Annotated in this window: 20 protein-coding genes; 15 read left to right on the top strand and 5 right to left on the bottom strand. The window is 53.6% G+C overall.

What is annotated here, in order from left to right:
* The first annotated feature begins 347 nt into the window (after window positions 1-347).
* The 3 genes from RT657_RS10640 to RT657_RS10630 all read left to right on the top strand — a co-directional run bounded on the left by RT657_RS10640 (window position 348) and on the right by RT657_RS10630 (window position 5,066).
* Window positions 348-944 carry a response regulator transcription factor gene (locus RT657_RS10640; protein ID WP_313654389.1) on the top strand — a complete coding sequence of 199 codons (597 nt, stop codon included), beginning with the start codon at window positions 348-350 and terminating at the stop codon, window positions 942-944.
* A gap of 1 nt (window position 945) precedes the next feature.
* The gene (locus RT657_RS10635; protein ID WP_313654387.1) at window positions 946-4,299 is read left to right on the top strand and encodes an ATP-binding protein; all 3,354 of its coding nucleotides are present in this window, start codon (window positions 946-948) and stop codon (window positions 4,297-4,299) included.
* Window positions 4,300-4,379: 80 nt separating this feature from the next.
* Window positions 4,380-5,066: a response regulator transcription factor gene (locus RT657_RS10630; RefSeq protein ID WP_313654386.1), complete on the top strand. Its 687-nt coding sequence runs from the start codon at window positions 4,380-4,382 to the stop codon at window positions 5,064-5,066.
* Between the two features lie 319 nt (window positions 5,067-5,385).
* Here RT657_RS10630 and RT657_RS10625 read toward each other — a convergent pair whose 3' ends face one another.
* From RT657_RS10625 to RT657_RS10615, 3 genes are all read right to left on the bottom strand, one after another.
* Window positions 5,386-7,332, bottom strand: a complete 1,947-nt coding sequence (locus tag RT657_RS10625; RefSeq protein WP_313654385.1) for a TonB-dependent copper receptor — start codon at window positions 7,330-7,332, stop codon at window positions 5,386-5,388.
* Window positions 7,333-7,825: 493 nt separating this feature from the next.
* Window positions 7,826-8,140, bottom strand: a complete 315-nt coding sequence (gene bolA / locus RT657_RS10620) for a transcriptional regulator BolA (protein WP_008924895.1) — start codon at window positions 8,138-8,140, stop codon at window positions 7,826-7,828.
* 73 nt (window positions 8,141-8,213) lie between these two features.
* Window positions 8,214-8,489: a hypothetical protein gene (locus tag RT657_RS10615; RefSeq protein ID WP_313654657.1), complete on the bottom strand. Its 276-nt coding sequence runs from the start codon at window positions 8,487-8,489 to the stop codon at window positions 8,214-8,216.
* On the opposite strand from RT657_RS10615, the gene RT657_RS10610 reads away from it, so the two are divergent.
* The 8 genes from RT657_RS10610 (at window position 8,425) to RT657_RS10575 (ending at window position 17,253) form a co-directional block, all read left to right on the top strand.
* Window positions 8,425-9,003, top strand: coding sequence for a lipoprotein (locus tag RT657_RS10610; RefSeq protein ID WP_313654384.1), 579 nt, complete (start codon window positions 8,425-8,427; stop codon window positions 9,001-9,003). The genes RT657_RS10615 and RT657_RS10610 overlap by 65 nt on opposite strands.
* A 57-nt stretch (window positions 9,004-9,060) precedes the next feature.
* The gene (gene ampG / locus RT657_RS10605) at window positions 9,061-10,551 is read left to right on the top strand and encodes a muropeptide MFS transporter AmpG (protein WP_313654383.1); all 1,491 of its coding nucleotides are present in this window, start codon (window positions 9,061-9,063) and stop codon (window positions 10,549-10,551) included.
* A 444-nt stretch (window positions 10,552-10,995) separates the two neighbouring features.
* Entirely contained in the window at window positions 10,996-11,922 is a 927-nt protein-coding gene (cyoA, locus tag RT657_RS10600; protein ID WP_313654381.1) for a cytochrome o ubiquinol oxidase subunit II, read from the top strand.
* A 4-nt stretch (window positions 11,923-11,926) separates the two neighbouring features.
* Complete coding sequence (gene cyoB / locus RT657_RS10595; RefSeq protein ID WP_313654380.1) at window positions 11,927-13,909, top strand: cytochrome o ubiquinol oxidase subunit I; 1,983 nt, start codon at window positions 11,927-11,929, stop codon at window positions 13,907-13,909.
* Window positions 13,909-14,526, top strand: coding sequence for a cytochrome o ubiquinol oxidase subunit III (locus RT657_RS10590; RefSeq protein ID WP_313654379.1), 618 nt, complete (start codon window positions 13,909-13,911; stop codon window positions 14,524-14,526). Before cyoB ends, RT657_RS10590 begins: the two co-directional genes overlap by 1 nt.
* Complete coding sequence (locus tag RT657_RS10585) at window positions 14,526-14,855, top strand: cytochrome o ubiquinol oxidase subunit IV (protein WP_008924889.1); 330 nt, start codon at window positions 14,526-14,528, stop codon at window positions 14,853-14,855. The genes RT657_RS10590 and RT657_RS10585 overlap by 1 nt, the downstream gene beginning before the upstream one ends.
* A gap of 13 nt (window positions 14,856-14,868) precedes the next feature.
* Window positions 14,869-15,756, top strand: a complete 888-nt coding sequence (gene cyoE / locus RT657_RS10580; RefSeq protein WP_111142256.1) for a heme o synthase — start codon at window positions 14,869-14,871, stop codon at window positions 15,754-15,756.
* Between the two features lie 132 nt (window positions 15,757-15,888).
* On the top strand, window positions 15,889-17,253 hold the full coding sequence (locus RT657_RS10575) for an MFS transporter (RefSeq protein WP_313654376.1): 1,365 nt from the start codon (window positions 15,889-15,891) through the stop codon (window positions 17,251-17,253).
* Window positions 17,254-17,565: 312 nt separating this feature from the next.
* On the opposite strand, the gene RT657_RS10570 is transcribed toward RT657_RS10575, so the two are convergent.
* Window positions 17,566-18,057 carry a YajQ family cyclic di-GMP-binding protein gene (locus RT657_RS10570; protein ID WP_313654374.1) on the bottom strand — a complete coding sequence of 164 codons (492 nt, stop codon included), beginning with the start codon at window positions 18,055-18,057 and terminating at the stop codon, window positions 17,566-17,568.
* A gap of 135 nt (window positions 18,058-18,192) precedes the next feature.
* Between RT657_RS10570 and panE the strand changes: the two genes are divergently transcribed.
* Window positions 18,193-19,113 (top strand): 2-dehydropantoate 2-reductase, encoded by a 921-nt coding sequence (gene panE, locus RT657_RS10565; protein ID WP_313654373.1) that lies wholly within the window; start codon window positions 18,193-18,195, stop codon window positions 19,111-19,113.
* Window positions 19,067-19,663, top strand: a complete 597-nt coding sequence (gene yajL, locus RT657_RS10560) for a protein deglycase YajL (RefSeq protein ID WP_313654371.1) — start codon at window positions 19,067-19,069, stop codon at window positions 19,661-19,663. Before panE ends, yajL begins: the two co-directional genes overlap by 47 nt.
* A gap of 63 nt (window positions 19,664-19,726) precedes the next feature.
* Here the strand turns inward: yajL and thiI are convergent, their stop codons facing one another.
* Complete coding sequence (thiI, locus tag RT657_RS10555; RefSeq protein ID WP_313654369.1) at window positions 19,727-21,175, bottom strand: tRNA uracil 4-sulfurtransferase ThiI; 1,449 nt, start codon at window positions 21,173-21,175, stop codon at window positions 19,727-19,729.
* 232 nt (window positions 21,176-21,407) lie between these two features.
* Between thiI and xseB the strand changes: the two genes are divergently transcribed.
* On the top strand, window positions 21,408-21,650 hold the full coding sequence (gene xseB / locus RT657_RS10550; RefSeq protein WP_313654368.1) for an exodeoxyribonuclease VII small subunit: 243 nt from the start codon (window positions 21,408-21,410) through the stop codon (window positions 21,648-21,650).
* On the top strand, window positions 21,650-22,549 hold the full coding sequence (gene ispA / locus RT657_RS10545) for a (2E,6E)-farnesyl diphosphate synthase (protein ID WP_313654367.1): 900 nt from the start codon (window positions 21,650-21,652) through the stop codon (window positions 22,547-22,549). Before xseB ends, ispA begins: the two co-directional genes overlap by 1 nt.
* Window positions 22,550-22,551: the final 2 nt, after the last annotated feature.

The following is a 22,551-nucleotide window of genomic DNA, read 5'->3' as shown; positions in this document are numbered from 1 at the left end:
GCCGGAAGCCTTTGTCAGATATCAGGTCAACGTGTCTGGAAAAATCTTATCGGATTAATATGGCCATTGCAGATCGGCCCCATGCCATTTATCGACATAGCGTCAGTCGCGGGTTTATTTCCATCTGACGCTATCAGAATGCACATTTTTTTTAAAATGACGTTTTATATGCCAGACGGTTCTATTTCCTTGCGCCGTGAAATTTTTCTTCTGTTAAGCGAAACCTGCCTGATATAGTGTATTTTAATCATCTTTAAAACGGCTAAGGCTTTATTCTCTGTTAGCGAGAGCAGCTTAGCCTGCCACTGTTCAGGCCGGAATTCTGCCTTTACCATGACTGAAATGTGATGAAAAAAACCGTTCTGATTGCTGATGACCACCCCGTCTATTTGCTGGGATTACGCACGCTTCTGCAGACTCGTCAGGATCGCTATCAGATTGTTCATGAGGCGCTGAGCGCCGATGAAGTAATGGACAAGCTGGCACAGTTGCCTGTGGATATCATTATTACCGACCTGAGTATGCCAGGCGATCGCTTCCCGGATGGCTTAACCATGGTGCAAACGCTTACCCGCCATTATCCGGAGAGCATGGTCGTGGTCGTGACAATGATAACGAATCCGGAGTTGCTCGCCTCACTGCGTCGCTGTGGTGTACACGCCGTATTGAGCAAAACGACGCTATCGACGAATCTTATCCAGAGTTTACACAGCACGAGCCAGGGACTTATCGCCCCCGTAAAACCCGAAGTTCAGCTTACACAGCGAGAAATCGAAGTGTTGCGACTGCTGCTTCGCGGCCTCACTGTGAATCAGATTAGCGCACAGCTAAAGCGCACAAAACAAACGATCAGCACACAAAAGATTAGCGCGATGCGAAAACTCGGCGCTTCAAGTGATTTTGAGCTATTCCAGTATGCCCAAAGCCTGGGGCTGGGCAGTTAAGATGCGCCAGCAAGGGTGGATTACACTGCTGCTTCTGTTATTAATCAGTATGCCACCCGCGATAGCGACGATGAAAATCGGCCTGATTATCGCTCCGCCTTTCGTTTCATCAGGCAAAGCGGCCGGTATTCTGGATGATGAACTCGACATTATGTTCATTCACAGCCCTAAACCGGAAATCCACCGGTTTGTCTCTGCCGATGAAAGTTTAAAAGCTCTGGAGCAGGGTCTTATCGATATCGTCATTGCCAGCCAGGCGCCAGCGCCGTCTTTACAGGCCAGCGCGCCTCTCATCAGTTTTTCTATGGCTGCTTTGAGGCTGGAAAACGGCAGTAGCGGAACCCTGTGCTTTCCCGATCTTCCGGGTAACCTGACTTCATCCTGTTCGCTGTCGGCTAAAACCGCCTCCACCGAAGAGAGCATCCGGCAGCTCATCCGTGGTGACGCCAGCCGCTTTATCGCACCGGAATTTATTCTGCGAAGGTGGAGAGTTCATACGCCTGCCACCACGTTTTCACTGAATGCAGAGGACGCGCTTCCTCCGCTTAATTTTTATGGCTGGGCACTATCGAACCGTACTGACGCGCTTAAAGAAATTAATGCGCATATCCGGGCCATCGATCCTGAAGATGCGCGCTGGCTTGAAGAAAAGTGGTTTCTTCCGGATGACACGGTCTTTAGCACACGAAACCTGTTAACCAGCGAAAAGACCTCTCGCCTGACGTTGCAGGTGCTGCTTCCTGTTGCTTCAGCCCCGTTTGTACAAATGATGGCCGACGGGCACATTCACGGCGTGTGGTATAGCCTGGTCTCGAAACTGTTTCCTGCACATCATTTCAGCCTCACATTTGGCATGAACCTGCCCTCTATCTCCCTGCCAGCCCAGCCTGGGCAGGTACGCCTGAAGATCGTGGCCAGTCAGTCACCGCCAGCACCGGGCGCGATTGAGTTTGACGCATTAACCTGGGGCCTGGTCAGTCCAAAGGAAAAGGCGTTACCTGGCCTGTTTCCGGCACTGACTCATCGACGCATCGCAGTGATTCAGGATTCGCCCCTCCTTTCGCTACTGCGCCAGAAGCTGCCGCAGCAAAACCTGGTTATGGTAAAAGATCCCGAACAGGGTTTTGAACTGATTCGGGCGGGCGGTGCCAACGGTCTGGCGGGCGAGGCTTATACGCTGAATTATGCGCTGCGACAACGTGAAGATACTGCTCTGCAGCTGACGCCGCTCGATCTGCCGGGTACTCCGCTCTGGTTTGTCGTTGAGGGGTCAGATGCGGCCAGTATGCAGCGGGTTACCGAAATACTGACCTCATTGACTCGCGCCGAAATTTTCAGAGAGCGCGCAAAACCACTGGCAGCACTGAACGACAATCACCCCGCTGTAAACCGCGAGGTATGGATTGGGCTGCTGGCGATTGTCCTGTTCTGCATGGCGCTTCTGGTGCTGGTGATCTGGAAGACAGCACAACGCCGCAGCCGCCAGCGGGCACGGGACACCTCTGCATTGCATAACGCGTTATCGCTCTGGCAAACGCTGATGAATAACGCCCCGGTCCCGCTGTTCGTCTGTGATCCTTCCGGTCGTCTCACACGTTATAACGATGCGTTCGTTCGCTCCCCGCTTCTGGCGGACACGCCTGAAGAGGGCAGCCTGTTTATCAACCTGCCGCTGGGTGAACTCGCAAAACAGTTTGCGCTTCCCCACCGCCTCACGCTACTTAACTCGCCCACGCCGCTTACCGGAGAAACGTGCGTTATTCCCTCCCGTCGCACGCTCTACTGGTGGTTGTGTAGCTATACCGATAATGTCGGACAACCTCAGGGTATTGTCGGGGGTTGGGTTGATATCAGCGAGAAAGCTGAGCTGACTGCCGCCCTGAACCTTGCGCTTAAGCAGGCTGAACGCGCCAGTCAGGAAAAATCAAATTTCCTTGCGCGCATGAGCCATGATATCCGCACACCCCTTAATGCGCTGCTTGGACTCCTTGAGCTGGAAAAAGATCGCAGCAACAGTCTCATGGTTGCATGGCAGAGCGCAGGCTCTCTGCGTGATCTGATTGGCGATATTCTTGACCTCTCGCGTATCGAAGCCGGTGAGCTGCGCCTTGAGCTGGCGCAACACTCCCTCTGGCAGATTCTCCACACGAGCGAAGAGATCTTTGGGCATAGTGCCACGGCCAAAATGTTGCAGTGGGAGGCCGTACTGGATATCCCTCGCCATACCTTGTTTTATCTTGATAAACCCCGGATTGAGCAGGTTGTGGCGAACTTACTCAGCAATGCGATCAAGTACACGCCAGAAGGCAAAGTGACGTTCAGTGCCAGACTAAAGGGCGACTCGCTTGAACTGCGCGTTACGGATACCGGAATCGGTATTACGCCTGACGCCATGCCACTGATAGGTCAGCCCTGGTTCCAGAATGATCCCTCTACACCGCAAAGCAGCGGGCTTGGCCTTGCAATCTGTCATCAGTTAGTCGACCTGATGGGCGGTAAAATCACCTTCACCAGTGTGCCAGACCAGGGAACTGAAGTGACGGTTTTACTGCCTCTGCAGCCGGCTGCTGAGCAGGCCCGGGACATCGCTGAGCCTGTGTCGCTGCCGTTGCCGCGTCGCCGTGTCATGATTGTCGACGATTTTCCGGCTAACTTAACGGTGCTGCGGCTGCAGCTGGAAAAACTGGGCCAGGAGGTGATTGCCTGTGGCAACGCCAGCGAGGCCCTCGCCCGGCTGGCGACTGACCCGGCAGATATTCTGATCACTGACTGCCAGATGCCGCATACCGATGGCTATCAACTGTCGATGCTGCTGCTGATAAGAGAGGTAGCGGGGACTGCGCCTGCCCCGGCTATTATCCTCGGCTGTACCGCCAATGCGCTTCTGGAAGAGAACGATCGGGCACAGCATGCCGGGATGGACGCCCTTCTGCGCAAGCCTCTTACCCTGGAAGAGTTACAGCGGGCGCTGACGCAGCACCCTGCGCCAGTGGCTGATGCCTGTGATCTGACTGAACTTTATCAGCTCGCCGATGGGCGTCATGACGTGATTACCCTGATGCGCGATCAGATGCAGGAAGCCCTGCAGCAGGATCTTCTGCAGCTCAGCTCTTCTCCGCATTCAGCAGAGGCGCTGGCTAAGCTGGCACATCGTCTTAAGGCGTCATGGAGTCTGCTTTCAATGCGGGAAGCCACCCGACAGTGCCAGGCAATGGAGGCTCTCCCAGATCTTATCCAGGCCGGTCTGGTCGATGAGGCACAGATTCCCACGCTGACAGAGCGGTTTGCTCTGTTAATGCAGGAAAGCGTAATACGCCTTGAGCATGCCCAGGCGGAATTATCTGACAAGTACTAAAGAATCCTCTTAATGTAATCACTATATTTCTTCATATCAGGCGATGTCATCCAGATCGCTATTATTCAGGAGAAATGACTATGAGTATCAATATTGCTATCGCCCACGAGCATACGATTATTCGCCGGGGCGTTATGTCGATGATTATGAATACGCCAGCCCTGCCCAGTGAGAGTTTTTCTCGCCCCGTCATTAATATTGCAGGCGATACTGCATCCCCTTCCGATCTGGTATCGCTGCTGACGCAGCAGAATATCGATATTCTTTTTCTTGGCTTTTCGCTGGCTACCAGCCCGGGTCCGAATCCAATCAGCGGGATGGATGGCGTACTGTTGATTAAATGGCTCAGTCGAAAATTTCCGAAGTTAAAAATAATTGTTCTCTCGCCCTATAAAAATACGCAGCTTATCCGTATGACGCTGGAGGCTGGAGCAAAGGCCTATATCAGCCGGGATACCTGTGAAAAAACCCTGAGCCGGACACTGAGTTCCGTCATTAACGATGAGGTCTATATTGAACGTGAGCTGATGAACGCGCTGTTTCAGAATAATAGTCAGGCTGACCAGGAGCTTTCTCCGCGCGAAATCGATGTGCTGAGAATGATGTGTCAGGGACTTAATCTGACGCAAATTGCTCAGCAGATGAATCTGAGTAACAAAACTGTCAGCGCCCATAAACTCAGGGCCATGGAGAAACTTAATGTCAGTAATGATTGCCAGCTCTATTGCGTACTGGCAAAAACACAGGCATTCGATATTGCCATTTGACGCCGATGCGAATAAGTCTCTTCCGGTTCCGTACAGCCGGCAGAGACTTATTTACAGTACGCGGATATGAACATGATGCTGTGGCCGCCACCTAACAGGGTATGCTGTCACTCAGAGGTTCCGATTCTGTTTCAGCTGTCTGCCCGTCGATCTTAAATGCCTTTTGCCTGTCAGCTCGTTCTTTTACGCATAGACAGCCTTTTTAAAAATAAACTATCAGCCAGAATGTGATGAGTACGCTCAGGCGAAATCATAAGGAAAAATTTACCCCATGATTTCGCGCCGCGAAACGATGAGATCCGCACGGGTGCCCTCTCACTCAGAAAAGATATTCCGCTCCAAGCCACCAGGTACGTCCGGGTTCAGCAATCTTCTGACCTGAGGAGTAACCAAATTCTTTCACACCGGCCATATTAAGATGTTCGCTATAGGCTTTGTTAAACAGGTTATCAATGCCCATACTCATATTCAGCTGTTTAGTGACCTTATAGTCAGCATTCCAGGCCAGCGTACCAAATCCTGCGCTGCTGCCAAGATCCTGTCCGGTAACATTGCCTTTTTGCTTTGCGGTACGATGCTGAGGAGCAACCATACGCCACATTACGCCCGTGCTCCAGTCAGCCTGCTGGTAAGTAAGTATTGCGCGTCCCTCCAGCGGGGGCATCTGCGGCAGCGGCTGACTGTCGGAACGGTTTTCTCCCCAGGCATAATTCACGCTACCTTCCAGCAGCCACTCTGGTGTCAGCGTCCAGCGCGCTCCCGCCTCTCCTCCCATTATCACAGCGTTGGTATTGCTGGCCCGGGAGGGAGACTGGCTGTAGTCGAACAGGATATAGTCATTAACACGGCCAGCATAAGCAGACAGCCAGGCGTTGACGTTCTCTCCATTAAAGCTCAGGCCGTTATCCCACTGCACTGTTTTTTCGCGCTTCAGCTTACTGAAGCTCGCCTTGCCGGCTTTGCCGGAGAAGAGCTCCCAGTAGTCAGGAAAACGTTCTGTATAACCCACTCCACTGTAGAGTGTAAGCGGGGCATCAGGCAGCGTATGTTCGAAGCGAATAAAGCCGCCGGGCAGTAGATCACTGCGTGATGCGGAAGTCTGGGAACGCTCATCACTCGCCTTTACATGGTCAAGACGGGCGCCCGTGATAAACGTATTATTGCTGCTTAACTGCTGCTGAAACTCACTGAAGATACCCGCCTGAAGGAACTGCGCATCATCGCGCCAGCCTGCGGCATTTTTCTTGCGATGGGTTTTACGCATGACGTCCATTCCGGTCGTCAGCCGGGCAGAGTCTGACTCCCAGAAACCGCTCAACCGGCTACCCAGAGAGACGCCGCCGACTTCACTTTTACGTTTTGGGCCTGTCGGCTGGCGCAGGCTGTAATTGTCCATAACATGATCGGTGTCATTATAATAACTTTGCCAGCTGACTTTTCTCAGGTGATCACTCAGGGCATATTTTTCAAACTTCAGCGCGGCGCTTTTGCGTGCGAAACGGCTGCCGTCCATCATTCGCCCCGCATACCGGGCTTCACCGTCGCTGGCACCTAGGCTGAGTTCTGCCAGCGTATCGTCATCTGGTGTCAGCCCCAGGGTGACACCGCTGTTCCATTTACGCCACTTGCCCGGAACGCGGTTGCCGTCTCCGTCACGGTAATCATCCGAAACTGAGCGGTTGCCGTCTAAACGGATATAGCCTGTACTGTTACCAAAAACAGTATTAACGTTCTGGTCAGATCGTCCATTTGCTCCCTGAAGAAGGTTAGCCGACCCTTTTATTCCCGGCTGGCTGAACAGCTCAGGCTCACGTTCAAATAGCAGCGTGCCCGCTGAAGCCATTGGCCCATGGGTCACACTTTGTGGTCCCTTTATCACCGTCAGCGTGTCGTAACTTTTGGGTGTGATGTAAGCCGTGGGGGTATCCATTCTGCTGCCACAGCCTCCCTGAGTCGTGGCACCCTCAGTCAGAATAGTCAGTCGCGAGCCAAACATCCCGCGCAGCACAGGATCACCATTGCTGCCACCGCTACGCAGTATTGAGAAACCAGGAATAGTTTTAAGTAAATCTGCACCGTCACTGGCAGGAACAGGCTGGCGCGGCGTCTGGGTGGAGGTCACGAGATGGCCCGGATTGCTTACCGGCGCGGTAACAACCATGACCTGCTCTGCGGCGACCGGAAAAGCCGCTGCACAGGCCAGCGCCAGCAGCAGCGGACGTCCTGCTTTACGGTGATGCGGGTTGAGCAAAGAGACAGTGAGCATAATAATATTCCGTTGAAATCATGATAAAATTAAGCCCACAATTGTTGTGGATAGCCTGCAAAGAAGACACGCCAGCCAGAGACGAACAGGCTCGCACTGAAAGAGAAATATCTTTAAGGAGATAAGAAGTTTATTTAAGGCGGAAGAAGAGGAGATGCGTCTGGCACTACGGCGATGCAGAATATCGGAGGTAACCGCGTTTAGTCGGCCAGAGGAACAAACGGGCAGAGAGGCATTTTCAGTCTGATTTGAAATCGGCAGCAGATCGTTCAGAGTGGCTGGCGAAGCATTGATATTCAACAGTCAGCGTGCTGAATAGTTCTTTTACGTTCCCCGAAACAGAAGGAATTAACTGCCCCTCTGAATTTCGCGCTGGTCCCCTGGCATTTGCAGTCTGACAAGTGCGTCCGGGCAGCGTTATTCACGGCGATTATGCGGGTCTGTTCGCCTTAACGGATTAAAACGGCCCGCAGGCCGTTTAGCAGAAGAGGGATCAGGCAAGTGTGCCGGCACCACGGCAGTTCGGCGAAGCCAGTACCGTGTCCTGCAATCCTTCCCACTCTTTCAGTGTGTAGGTATGCAGAGCCAGAGCATGTACGCTGCCCGCTAATTCTGCTGCCAGTTCACCGTAAATCAGGCGATGACGCGCCAGAAAACGCTGACCCGCAAAGCAATCGCTGACGATAACCACTTTAAAATGGCTTTCAGACCCGGCGGGCACATTATGACGATAACTTTCGTCATGGACTTCCAGATGAGCTGGCTGAAACGCCACACGCAGCTTTTCTTCTATTTGTTCGCGAATCATGGCTATTACTCCTCAATGGCGAGCGCAGTGCCCCATCTCATTCAATCTTAGTTGCTTTTTGTGCGCTTACCCGTCAGCAAAGGGTAAATTTTTCATTTGTGATCTGCACGTTAACGGCGCGCATCATAACCCACCTTAAATGAACCGCAAACCCGTCTGCGGCAAAGCCTTTTAAAACGATTACAGACACAATTTCACCTGCCGCGGGGCTTTTTTCACTGCCGGGCAATGCTATGATGGCCGCAGTTTTTGCAAACCAACCCCTGACACCCACGAGAAAAAGTATGTTGAAAAAACTGTTATTCCCCCTGTTGGCTGCGTTTGTTTTAGCCGGCTGTGCAAGCAGCAATACTACCCTGAATATTCAGCCTAAAATTGAGTTACCTCAGCAGGATCCAGGCCTGATGGGCGTGACTGTCAGCATCAATGGTGCCGACCAGCGCAAAGATCAGGCGCTGGCAAAAGTGAATCGTGATGGTCAGTTAGTGACCTTAACCCCATCGCGCGATCTGCGTTTCCTGCTGCAGGAAGTGCTGGAGAAGCAGATGACTGCGCGTGGTTATATGATTGGTCCTGATGGCGCGGTCGATCTGCAGATTGTGGTCAACAACCTTTATGCCGATGTGACACAGGGCAATGTGCGCTACAGCATTACCACCAAAGCGGACATTTCCATTATTGCCACTGCCAAAAACGGCAACAAGCAGGTTAAAAACTACCGCCAGACTTACAGCGTAGAAGGCGCGTTTAACGCCAGTAACCAGAAGATTACCAACGCCGTGAATGCCACGATGAGTGACGTGATCGCTGATATGGCGCAGGACACCAGCGTCAACGACTTTATCAAACAGAACGCCCGTTAATACCCTCTCTTCTCTGCCCTGCCTTGTGCAGGGCAATTTGTTATCTGCAGGATGCGCATGAATCACTATCTTCGCCTCTTCCGTCAGAAAAACGCCGCCGTCTTGTTACTCCTCGGTTTCGCATCCGGACTGCCCCTGGCGCTGACATCAGGCACGTTACAGGCATGGATGACGGTAGATAATGTCGACCTGAAAACCATCGGTTTCTTTTCGCTGGTCGGCCAGGCCTATGTCTTTAAGTTTCTCTGGTCGCCCATGATGGACCGCTATACGCCACCGTTTCTGGGCCGGCGTCGCGGCTGGCTGCTGATTAGCCAGCTGGCTCTGATAAGCGGCATTCTCGCTATGGGATTTCTGCAGCCCGCACGCGATCTGACCCTGATGGCTGCGCTGGCGGTGCTGATCGCCTTCTGTTCCGCTTCACAGGACATCGTATTCGACGCCTGGAAGACGGATATTCTGCCACCGGAAGAGCGCGGAAGCGGCGCAGCCATTACCGTGCTGGGCTACCGGCTGGCGATGCTGATTTCTGGCGGACTGGCGCTATGGCTGGCTGACCGTTATCTGGGCTGGCAGGCAACCTACTGGCTGATGGCGCTGATGATGGTGCCAGGGATTATCGCCACGCTCATAGCCAGTGAGCCGGACACGCGCATCTCAACGCCCCATTCGCTCCGCCAGGCCGTCGTCGATCCGCTAAAGGATTTTTTTCAGCGCAACAATGCCTGGTTATTGATCACCCTGATTATCCTTTACAAGCTGGGCGACGCATTCGCGGCCTCGCTGACCACCACATTTCTGATTCGTGGTGTTGGCTTTAATGCCGGTGATGTCGGTCTGGTCAACAAGACACTGGGCCTGCTGGCGACGATTATTGGTGCCCTGTATGGCGGTGTGCTGATGCAGCGCCTGAGCCTGTTTCGGGCGCTGTTGATTTTTGGCGTACTGCAGGCGGTGTCGAACTTCGGCTACTGGCTGCTGGCGGTGACGGATAAACACCTGTGGAGTATGGCCAGCGCGGTCTTCGTTGAAAATCTCTGCGGGGGAATGGGCACCGCGGCGTTTGTCGCGCTGCTGATGACGCTGTGTAACAAATCGTTTTCAGCAACCCAGTTTGCGCTGCTCTCTGCGCTTTCGGCGGTCGGCAGGGTGTACGTCGGCCCGGCTGCAGGCTGGCTGGTCGAACTCTGGGGCTGGCCAGCGTTTTATGCGTTTACGGTGGTTGCTGGCCTGCCGGGCCTGCTGCTGCTGTTATTTTGCCGTCAGACGCTAAATCAGGTGGAGCAGAGTGGCAAATTCCTGACGCGCAGCTACTATCCTCATGGCTATCGCTGGACGAATCGTCTGTTTGCAGCCGGATGCGGCTTCCTGGCGCTCTGGCTGGTGGCGCTGGCAATAGATGCACTGGGGTGGACGGCGCTTTCGCCGCTGCTCACTTATCTGTTTGAGCTGGGCATGACGCTCGCCCTGCTGGCGGTGCTGGCCGGAGTGTTACTGGACTACCAGGCGCTGAAAAAAACGCCTGCCTCTCCTGCCGCAGACGCTTAAGCGAAATCGATAGGTCAACGGGCCGTGGCTTATTTTTTGACAGCGGAATAAGCCCCGGTCATTTATCATCGCGTGTTATTTTTAAAAAATCGCAATCTGACCAGAGGAGACGCAGACTGAATACTAAAAACCGGTGAGCAATTACTTTGGTTAAATTTCATCGCACAAATGATGCAGACTTGTTAAATATTTGGGCGTTAAAAGTAAGGGTTATTCCTTTCCCTGATTTTTTAGCGGTGGCTTTCATTGGTTTTTGTTATATTGGTGGCAACTGCTTGTCTGCGTTAACTATTTGTCACCTGACGCAACATCTGTGACACCCCCAGCAAAAGGTGTCAACACGCATCTGACACATCCTTAAGCTGGTTTACACTGCATAAACCTTCCCGTAAAATGCGCGCACACTTAAACGACAATAGAGCCCTTTGTCATTGAGGTCGTTAAATGAGACTCAGTAAATACAATAAAAGTTTGGGGATTTTGTCATTAATTGCAGGCACTTTATTAATGAGTGGCTGCGATAGTGCATTGTTAAATCCCAAAGGACAGATTGCACTGGAGCAACGTTCGCTGATACTGACTGCCTTTGGCCTGATGTTGATCGTCGTGATTCCCGCAGTCCTGATGGCCGTGGTGTTTGCCTGGAAATATCGGGCATCCAACACAAGTGCGAAGTACAGCCCCAACTGGTCACACTCTAACAAAGTTGAAGCCGTGGTCTGGACCATTCCGATCCTGATCATTCTCTTCCTCAGCGTGCTGACCTGGAAATCGACCCATGCACTGGAGCCCAGCAAACCGCTGCAATCCGATGTTAAGCCGGTTGAGATCGATGTGGTTGCACTGGACTGGAAATGGTTGTTCATTTACCCGGAACAGGGTATTGCAACCGTAAACCAGATTGCCTTCCCGGCAAATACTCCGGTGAACTTCAAAATCACCTCTAACTCCGTCATGAACTCTTTCTTCATCCCAACGCTCGGCAGCCAGATTTATGCGATGGCCGGTATGCAGACCAAGCTGCATCTGATTGCGAATGAGCCGGGAACTTTCGACGGTATCTCTGCGAACTTCAGTGGTCGTGGTTTCTCTGGCATGAAGTTTAAAGCCATTGCAACCAAAGACGATGCGGAATTCCAGCAGTGGGTGGCTAAAGTTAAAGCAGCCCCTAACACGCTGACCACCATGGATGATTTCGAGAAGGTCGCTGTACCAAGCGAAAATCACCCGGTGGAATATTTCTCTTCAGCTGATCCGAAACTGTTCATGCAAGTCATCGACAAGTTCAAGATGAGCCACGGGAAAATGGACATGCCACAGCATGAAGGTATGGACATGAGTCACACCGCTTCCGCGGGAGCCGAGGAATAATACGATGTTCGGAAAATTAACACTGGATGCAGTGCCGTACCATGAACCGATTATCATGGTTACGGTCGCCGCTATCATCTTAGGTGGTCTGGCGCTGGTCGCTGCGCTCACCTATTTTGGTAAGTGGAAATATCTGTGGTCTGAATGGCTGACGTCAGTCGACCACAAACGCCTGGGTATCATGTATGTCATCATGGCGTTCGTCATGCTGCTGCGTGGTTTCGCTGATGCTATCATGATGCGTACCCAACAGGTTATGGCTTCGGCCGGTGAAGCGGGCATTCTGCCACCGCACCACTACGACCAGATCTTTACCGCGCACGGCGTGATTATGATCTTCTTCGTGGCGATGCCTTTCGTGGTTGGCCTGATGAACATCGCCGTTCCGTTGCAGATTGGTGCACGCGACGTTGCGTTCCCGTTCCTGAACAACCTGAGCTTCTGGTTTACTGCGGTCGGTGTGATCCTGGTTAACATTTCTCTGGGTGTGGGCGAGTTCGCACAGACCGGTTGGCTGGCCTATCCGCCGCTCTCCGGCGCGGAGTACAGTCCCGGCGTCGGGGTCGATTACTGGATCTGGAGCCTTCAGCTTTCAGGTATTGGTACGACCTTAACCGGTATTAACTTCTTCGTGACCATCCTGAAGATGCGTGCGCCGGGCATGAGCCTGTTCAAAATGCCGGTCTTCACCTGGACCGCGCTGTGCACCAACGTCCTGATCATCGCTGCGTTCCCGGTTCTGACCGTGACCCTGGCGCTGTTGACCCTTGATCGTTATCTCGACTTCCATTTCTTCACGAATGAAATGGGCGGGAACATGATGATGTACGTCAACCTGATCTGGGTCTGGGGTCATCCGGAAGTGTATATCCTGGTACTGCCGGTGTTTGGTGTGTTCGCAGAAATTACCGCGACCTTCTCCAAAAAACGTCTGTTTGGTTATACCTCTCTGGTCTGGGCGACTATCGCCATTACCGTTCTGTCGTTCATCGTCTGGCTGCACCACTTCTTCACCATGGGTGCGGGTGCCAACGTTAACGCCTTCTTCGGTATCATGACGATGATCATCGCGATTCCGACCGGGGTTAAAATCTTTAACTGGCTGTTCACCATGTACCAGGGCCGCATTCAGATGCACTCTGCCATGCTGTGGACCGTTGGCTTCCTGGTAACCTTCTCTGTCGGGGGTATGACCGGTGTTCTGCTGGCCGTTCCGGGTGCTGACTTTATTCTGCACAACAGCCTGTTCCTGATTGCGCACTTCCATAACGTTATTATCGGTGGTGTGGTCTTCGGTTGTATGGCGGGCGTGACCTACTGGTTCCCGAAAGCCTTCGGCTTTACCCTGAACGAAACCTGGGGCAAGCGCGCATTCTGGTTCTGGATTATCGGCTTCTTCGTTGCCTTTATGCCGCTGTACGCACTGGGCTTCATGGGGATGACCCGTCGTCTGAGCCAGGATATCGATCCACAGTTCCACTCTCTGCTGGTGGTTGCTGCGGTCGGTGCAGGTCTGATTGCACTGGGTATCCTGTGCCAGCTGACCATGTTCTATGTTTCGGTCCGCGACCGTCATCAGAACCGTGATCTGACCGGTGACCCGTGGGGCGGACGTACGCTGGAGTGGGCAACCTCTTCACCACCACCGTTCTATAACTTTGCTGTTATCCCACACGTGCATGAGCGCGACGCTTTCTGGGAAATGAAAGAGAAAGGCGAAGCGTACAAACAGCCGGCATCGTATGAAGAGATTCATATGCCGAAAAACAGCGGTGCCGCTATCGTCATTTGCGCATTCGCAACGGTAATGGGTTTCGCGCTGATCTGGCATATCTGGTGGATGGCGGGTCTTTCATTCCTCGGCATGATCGTTACCTGGATCGTGAAGAGCTTCGACGAAGACGTGGATTACTACGTTCCGGTTGCTGAAGTTCAGAAGATTGAAAACCAGCACTTTGACGAAATCAGCAAAGCAGGTCTGAAATAATGTCAACTGAAACTCTGATTAAACATCACCACGACGCCCATGCGGAGCATGGGCATCACGATGCAGGAGCCAATAAAGTCTTTGGCTTCTGGATCTACCTGATGAGTGACTGCATTATCTTCGCAACCCTGTTTGCGACCTATGCTGTCATGGTTAACAACACTGCCGGTGGCCCGGCAGGTAAAGATATCTTTGAGCTGCCATTTGTTCTGGTAGAAACCGCCCTGCTGCTGCTGAGTTCAATCACTTACGGCATGGCTGTTATCTCCATGAACAAGGAGCAAAAAGGGGCCGTTATCGGCTGGCTGGCGCTGACCTTCCTGTTCGGTCTGGGCTTCATCGGGATGGAGATCTATGAATTCCATCATCTGATTGCTGAAGGCTTTGGCCCGAATCGCAGCGGCTTCCTGTCTGGCTTCTTTACGCTGGTCGGTACCCACGGCCTGCACGTGACCTCCGGTCTGATCTGGATGCTGGTTCTGATGTTCCAGATTTCCAGGCGTGGCCTGAACGCGACTAACCGCACCCGTATCATGTGCCTGAGCCTGTTCTGGCACTTCCTGGACGTGGTCTGGATTTGCGTCTTCACCGTTGTTTACCTGATGGGAGCCATGTAATGAGTCATTCTGTTAACGAACATGGCGCTTCACACGGTAGCGTGAAGTCCTACATGATCGGCTTTATCCTCTCTATCATCCTGACGGCAATCCCGTTCTGGATGGTAATGGATGGCAGTGCATCTCACGGTACGATCCTTGGTGTTGTCCTGGTGTGTGCGGTGATTCAGGTGCTGGTGCACCTGGTTTACTTCCTGCACTTAGACAGCAAATCTGAGGGTGGCTGGAACATGGTAGCCATTGTCTTCTCGGCCATCATCATCCTGATTGTCGTAGTAGGCTCACTGTGGATCATGTGGAACCTCAACTACAACATGATGCCTCACTAAAGAGTCACACGTAATGTTTAAGCAATACCTGCAAGTTACAAAACCAGGAATTATTTTCGGGAATTTAATTTCTGTGATCGGCGGATTCCTGTTGGCCTCTAAAGGCAACACGGATTACGCCCTGTTTCTCATCACCCTGGTGGGCGTGTCACTGGTGGTTGCATCCGGTTGTGTTTTCAACAACGTGATCGACCGCGACATCGACATCAAGATGGAGAGAACCAGGAATCGGGTGCTGGTAAAAGGCCTCATCTCCGCGAAGGTAAGCCTGGTTTACGCCACTGTGTTGGGTATTGCTGGCTTTGCGTTGCTCTACTTCGGTGCTAATCCGCTGGCCATGTGGCTGGCGGTGATGGGCTTCGTGGTTTACGTGGGTATTTACAGCCTCTACATGAAGCGTCACTCCGTTTACGGCACGCTGATTGGCAGTCTGTCGGGTGCTGCGCCGCCGGTTATCGGCTACTGCGCCGTCTCCAACCAGTTTGATGCAGGCGCGTTAATCCTGCTGGCTATCTTTAGCCTGTGGCAGATGCCGCATTCGTACGCGATTGCTATCTTCCGCTTTAAAGATTACCAGGCAGCGAACATCCCGGTTCTGCCGGTGGTGAAAGGTATTTCAGTGGCTAAAAATCATATTACGCTCTATATCCTGGCGTTTATGATTGCCACGCTGATGCTGACGCTGGGCGGTTACGCGGGCTACAAATATCTGGTGGTGGCCGCTGCGGTCAGCGTCTGGTGGCTGGGCATGGCATTGTCGGGTTATAAAACGGCAGATGACCGTGTCTGGGCGCGTAAACTGTTTGTCTTCTCAATCGTCACCATCACCGCACTGAGCGTGATGATGTCGGTCGATTCGATGGCACCCGTGTCGAAGGACCTGCTGACTTACGTCTGGTAACCGACACCGAAATGACATGAAAAGGGCGCGATTTTCGCGCCCTTTCTTTTTGTTACCACTGCTTAAAAACTATTGTTTTACCCGCCCTGCCCCGCCCCCTAGAATAAATGCAGCACATTAACAGAGGTTGGAATGAACGATAATAAAATGACTCCGGTGGAGCTGCGTGCCACATGGGGCCTCGGTACGGTCTTTTCCCTGCGGATGCTGGGAATGTTTATGGTCCTGCCGGTACTGACCACTTATGGCATGGCATTACAGGGTGCGAGTGAAGCCCTGATTGGACTGGCAATTGGTATTTATGGCCTTGCTCAGGCCATATTTCAGATCCCTTTTGGTCTGCTCTCCGATCGCATCGGGCGTAAGCCGCTGATCGTTGGCGGGCTGTTGCTGTTTGTACTGGGCAGCGTGATCGCTGCCAGCACCGACTCTATCTGGGGCATCATTCTGGGCCGTGCGCTACAGGGCTCAGGGGCGATTGCCGCGGCCGTCATGGCCCTCCTGTCCGATTTAACCCGCGAACAGAACCGCACTAAAGCGATGGCGTTTATCGGCATCAGTTTTGGCATTACGTTCGCGATTGCCATGGTTGTCGGCCCGATCGTGACCCACGCGCTGGGTCTGCATGCGCTCTTCTGGATGATTGCGATCCTGGCTTCACTGGGTATCCTGATTACGCTGCTGGTGGTGCCCTCTGCCTCACATCATGTGCTGAACCGCGAATCGGGCATGGTCAAAGGCAGCTTCCGCAAAGTGCTGGCCAATCCGCGTCTGGTGAAGCTGAATTTCGGCATTTTCTGCCTTCATGTCCTGCTGATGTCGAGCTTTGTGGCTCTGCCGGGTCAGTTTGAGCAGGCGGGCTTTCCGGCCCCCGAACACTGGAAGGTCTATCTCACCACCATGCTGATCGCCTTTGCGGGTGTGGTGCCGTTCATCATCTATGCCGAAGTGAAGCGCCGCATGAAGCGCGTCTTTGTCGGCTGCGTCGGAATGATTGTGATAGCTGAGATCGTGCTGTGGGGCGCAGAGGGGCATTTCTGGACTTTAGTACTAGGCGTTCAGCTCTTCTTCTTCGCCTTTAACCTGATGGAAGCCATTCTCCCTTCGCTGATCAGTAAAGAGTCACCTGCCGGTTATAAAGGCACGGCGATGGGCATTTACTCCACCAGCCAGTTCCTGGGCGTCGCAGTAGGTGGCAGCATGGGCGGCTGGGTATTTGGGCATTTCGATGCGCAGACCGTCTTCCTGGTTGGCGCGATGGTGGCAGTAGCCTGGCTGTTTGTCAGCATGACGATGCAGGAGCCGCCTTATGTCAGCAGCCTGCGCATTGTGCTGAGTGACGCGGCACTGGCTTTGCCGAATCTGGAGCAGCGCCTGAAAGCGCAGAAAGGCGTTAACTCCGTATTTATCGTGCCGGAAGAGAAAAGTGCCTACATCAAAATCGACAGTAAAGTTACCAGCCGCCCTGAGCTGGAAGCGTTGCTGGGGAGTTGCTGAAAAGTCACCGGGTCCCGCTTCTGACCAGTATCGCAGCGGGATCTGAGTTTGCTCAGGGAAGGCGACCAGAGTGAAAAGACGCAAAAGCCGCCCTCCATGCCCGCGCGGAGCCTGCCAGGGATGGCGCTTTTGCGTCTTTGCGGAAGGTACAGGCTTCCTGAGCCTGAACGCGCGCCTGCAGACGTCCTTACTCATAGCCAGCGCCTTACGCTAAATACCTTTTAGCCTGTTGCCCCACTAACAACAAAAAACCCGGCATAAGCCGGGTTTTTCATCGCAGTCTTCATGCTGAGAATACCCAGCCTGCCCCGCTTAGTCGCGGAAGTTTTTAAACTGGAACGGCTGCCCCAGATTGCTGCCGCGCACGATCGCCATCGCACTCTGCAAATCGTCACGCGCTTTTCCGGTCACACGCAGGGCTTCGCCCTGGATCTGCGTCTGCACTTTCAGCTTGCTGTCTTTGATCAGCTTTACCAGCTTCTTCGCGACGTCGCTTTCAATGCCCTTTTTCAGTTTTGCCTCAACCGTCCAGCTCTTACCGCTGTGTTCAATCTCTTCCGGCACGTCTAAAGCACCGCCTTCAATGCCGCGCTTCAGTAGTTTCTCACGCAGAATATCGACCAGCTGCTTAACCTGAAAATCGGATTCGCTGGTGATTTTAATGGTTTCATTCTTTTCGTTGAGCTCAAACTCGGCGCTCACGTTACGGAAATCGAAGCGGGTCGACACTTCACGGTTAGCATTCTCCACCGCATTGCGAATTTCCTGCAGATCGACTTCTGAAACGATATCGAAAGATGGCATCTCTTCTTCTCCTGACGCTAAAGTGACATGCATAATACGCGTCTTGAGGTGCTAAATAAAATCAGGCTGCACACAACGCTATAATAAGAGTGTGACAGCAAATAACAGATGGATAGCCCGCCAGCGGGAGGCAGTATGAAAATTACCGTGTTAGGTTGCGGGGCGCTGGGTCAGGTCTGGCTGACCGCGCTTGCCCGCCAGGGACATGAAGTGCAGGGATGGTTGCGGGTGCCGCAGCCTTACTGCTCGGCGAACGTGATCGACCCACAGGGCAATATCTCGAATCGCACATTTATTGCCAACGATCCGCTGTTTCTGTCGGAAAGTCAGCTTCTGCTGGTCACGCTCAAAGCGCCGCAGGTTTCTCCCGCCGTCAAAAACCTGGAAAGTGTGCTGCCAGAGGACTGTCCGGTACTGCTGCTGCACAATGGCATGGGCACGCTGGAGGAGCTGAAAGGACTGACACAGCCTCTGCTGCGCGGCGTCACGACCCATGCCGCCATGCGCGATGGTACCGTCATTAAACATATTGCCAGCGGCATCACCCACATCGGCCCCGGTAACCGCAAGAGTGCAGCCTACAGCGACCTTGCCGATATCCTGCACCCTGCCCTGCCCGACGTGGCCTGGCACGATAATATCCGGGCGGCCTGCTGGCGTAAGCTGGCCGTTAACTGCGTCGTCAATCCGCTGAGTGTTGAATATGATTGTCAGAATGGCGCCCTGCGCGCTTATCCGGCACAGATTGCGCAACTCTGCGAAGAGATCAGCTGGGTGATGGAGCGTGAAGGTCAGAGCATCGCCAGCGAAAGTCTGCAGGACATTATCTTCGATGTGATTGAAAGCACTGCAGCCAATACCTCATCAATGCTGCAGGACGTCCGGGCCCAGCGGCTCACCGAAATCGATTATATCAGCGGTTTTCTGCTGCGCCGCGCCCGGACGCACGGTCTGGTGCTGACGGAGAACAGCCGTCTGTATGACATGATTAAACGCAAGGAGTCTCATTATGAGCGCGAACGCATCGGTGCTGGTCTGCCTGGCACATGGCAGTGAAGAAACCGAAGCCGTCACCACCATCGATCTGCTGGTTCGGGCAGGACTCAGGGTCGTCACCGCCAGCGTCGAAAGCGATGGCAGCCGGGAGATCGTCTGCTCACGCGGTGTGCGTCTGCTGGCTGACGTCACGCTTGTCAACGTCGCCGACAACGATTTCGCCGCGATTGTCCTGCCCGGTGGCCTCAAAGGAGCGGAAACCTTTCGCGACAGTCCGTTGCTGGTCGAAACAGTCCGTCAGTTTCACCTCAATGAGAAAATCGTCGCCGCGATCTGCGCAGCGACAGGCACGGTATTGATCCCGCACGCGCTTTTCCCCATCGGCAACATGACCGGCTTTCCCGGCTTAAAAGAGACTATCCCGGCTGAGCAGTGGATGGAGCGTCGGGTCGTCTGGGATCCCCGCGTCAATCTGCTGACCAGCCAGGGGCCGGGCACGGCGATAGATTTTGCGCTGAAGCTTGTCGATCTGCTGGTGGGAAAAGAGAAGGCGCGCGACGTTGCGGCACAGCTGGTGCTGGCCCCCGGCATTTACGACTATCAGGCTTAAAACAGGCCGTTTCGTTAACGCCAGTCAGCCCTGAGCAGGCCTGACTGGCAACACACAATGGCTTTACGGACGGTAGACTTTGACGTTCTTAAAGCCCTGCTCATGCAGGTAGAGCGCCTGCAGACGGCTCATCACACCGCGATCGCAGTAGAGCAGCCAGGTGCGGTTCTGGTCGAGATTGCCAAACTGGGTGCTGAGTTTATAGAACGGCAGCGACTTCACTTCCGTGGCGTTCAGCGTCAGCGGATTCTCTTCCTGTTCATCAATGGCGCGGATATCCAGCACCACATCGTTTTCACTCAGCAGGGCGACGGTTTCTACCTCTGCCACTTCCTCTTCGGTCTGCTCGGCGATAGTACGGATATCGACGTTGGTCGCCTCTTCCACCACCCGATCCAGAATGGTGAAGTCGAAATTCTGCTCTTCGGCCTCAATCTTCGCTTTAACCGCTTTCACCGTCGGGCTTTTCGAAATCACGCCACAATATTCCGGCATGGTGCTGGCAAAATCTTCGGTGCCGATCTCGCGGGCAACTTTGATGATGTGTTCTTTATCGTGTGAAATCAGGGGACGCAGAATCAGCGTATCGGACGCATTATCAATCAGGCGCAGGTTGGTCAGCGTCTGGCTCGACACCTGACCGACCGCTTCACCGGTGACCAGCGCCTGCACACCGTAGCGTTCTGCAATCGTCGAGGCGGCACGGACCATCATGCGCTTCAGCACTACGCCCATCTGGCCGTCATCCACCTTTTCCAGAATCTCGCCTACCACTGGCTCGAAATTGATCGCCACGAAACGCACGCGGTGTGAACGGCCAAAACGATTCCACAGGTAGTGCGCCACCTGACGGACACCAATCTCATGCGCCGCGCCGCCCAGGTTAAAGAAGCAGTAGTGCACGCGACTGCCACGACGCAACAGCATGTAGCTGGAGACGCCGGAGTCAAAACCACCGGAAATCAGCGACAGCACATCTTCCTGCGTGCCGATCGGGAAACCGCCCAGGCCTTCATAGCGCGCGGTCACCAGCGTCAGTCGGTTCTCATCAATCTCAAGATGCACCGTCACGTCCGGATTTTTAAGCTGCACGCGGGCACTTTCAATGTGCTGATTCAGGCCGCCGCCGACATAACGCTCCACATCCTGCGAACTGAAGCTATGCTTACCACGACGTTTTACACGTACGGCGAAGCTTTTTCCTTCGAGACTGTCGCGATACTGCGCCAGCGTCTGTTCAAAGATGTGATGGACATCGGTGTACTCACGATCTTCGACTGCTAAAACGTGATGGATCCCCGGAATGCGCGTCAGCTCATCGGGAATAATGTCCCGCAGTGCCGGATTTTTTGACCGCACTTCAATGTGATCCCAGAAACGCACAACGGCGATGTCATCGCTCACGGTTTTCAGGACATTACGAATATTGCTGGCAAGAATCTTGATAAAGCGCAAACGCACCGACTGACTCTTGATGGTGATTTCTGGAAATAACTTGATGATAAACTTCATGGCGACACAGCTTCATTGGGCAAATAAGTGCTAAAACAGGCAGCACTTAGCTGGTAAAATCACAAAATTGCGGGCTGCAAGGCGCAACCGCATCCGAGGCGCGGGAGTATATCACCTTTGTCAGGTGACTGCTTCTTCATCAGCCGCCGCATTGATTATTTTGCTAATCATAGGCTCTCAGCTACCATGACCGATTGCGAGATAATGTCCCAACCGTGAGTCGACACGAAATATGCCGAAAAAAGCCGAACAGCCAGCCAGCTTTGAAACGTCATTGCAGCAGCTGGAGCAGATTGTCAGCCGTCTGGAAAGTGGTGAATTGCCGCTGGAAGAAGCCCTGAATGAGTTTGAGCGCGGCGTACAGCTGGCGCGTACCGGTCAGCAGACGCTGCAGCAGGCTGAACAGCGCGTTCGTATTCTGCTGAACGAAGATAAAGACGCCGACCTCACTGCTTTCACGCCGGAAAACAACTAATGGATTTTGCCCGCTTACTCGACGATCGTCAGCAGCAGGTTAACGCTGCGCTGACGCGTTTTATAGAGCCACTTCCTTTTCAGAGTTCTCCTCTGGTGAATGCCATGCATTATGGGGCATTATTAGGCGGTAAACGCCTGCGTCCTTTTCTGGTCTACGCTACCGGCGAAATGCTCCACGCCGATCCGGCGAGTCTGGATGCGCCCGCCGCCGCGGTTGAATGCATTCATGCGTACTCTCTGATCCACGACGATCTCCCTGCGATGGATGATGATGCATTGCGTCGCGGGCAGCCAACCTGTCACATTAAATATGGCGAAGACACCGCGATTCTGGCTGGCGACGCTCTGCAGACGCTGGCCTTTTCTATTCTGGCTGATGAAGCGATGCCTGGTGTCAGCGCGGAATATCGTCTGAAGATGCTTTCCGAACTGGCACACGCCAGTGGCGTTGCCGGGATGTGTGGCGGACAGGCACTGGATTTAGCCGCAGAAGGCAAACAGGTCGATCTCGACCAGCTTGAGCAGATCCATCGTCATAAAACCGGCGCCCTGATCCGTTCCGCCGTGCGTCTGGGTGCCCTGGCGGCCGGCGATGCGGGCCGTGACGTGCTGCCACTGCTGGACCGCTATGCCGCAGCGATCGGTCTCGCCTTTCAGGTGCAGGACGATATTCTGGATGTAGTGGGTGACACGGCAGTGATCGGAAAACGCCAGGGTGCCGATGAGCATCTGGGAAAAAGCACCTATCCTTCATTGTTAGGCCTTGAAAATGCCCGTGCCAAAGCGCGGGATTTGTATCAGGAAGCTCTTGATGCTTTAGAAATGCTCGCTGCGCACTCCTATAACACCACAGCACTGCAGGCGCTGGCGAGCTTCATAATTGAACGCGACAAATAACT

The sequence above is a fragment of the Pantoea sp. genome (assembly GCF_032114055.1).
Taxonomy (GTDB): Bacteria; Pseudomonadota; Gammaproteobacteria; order Enterobacterales; family Enterobacteriaceae; genus Pantoea.
This window is presented reverse-complemented; position numbering and strand designations above follow the sequence as displayed.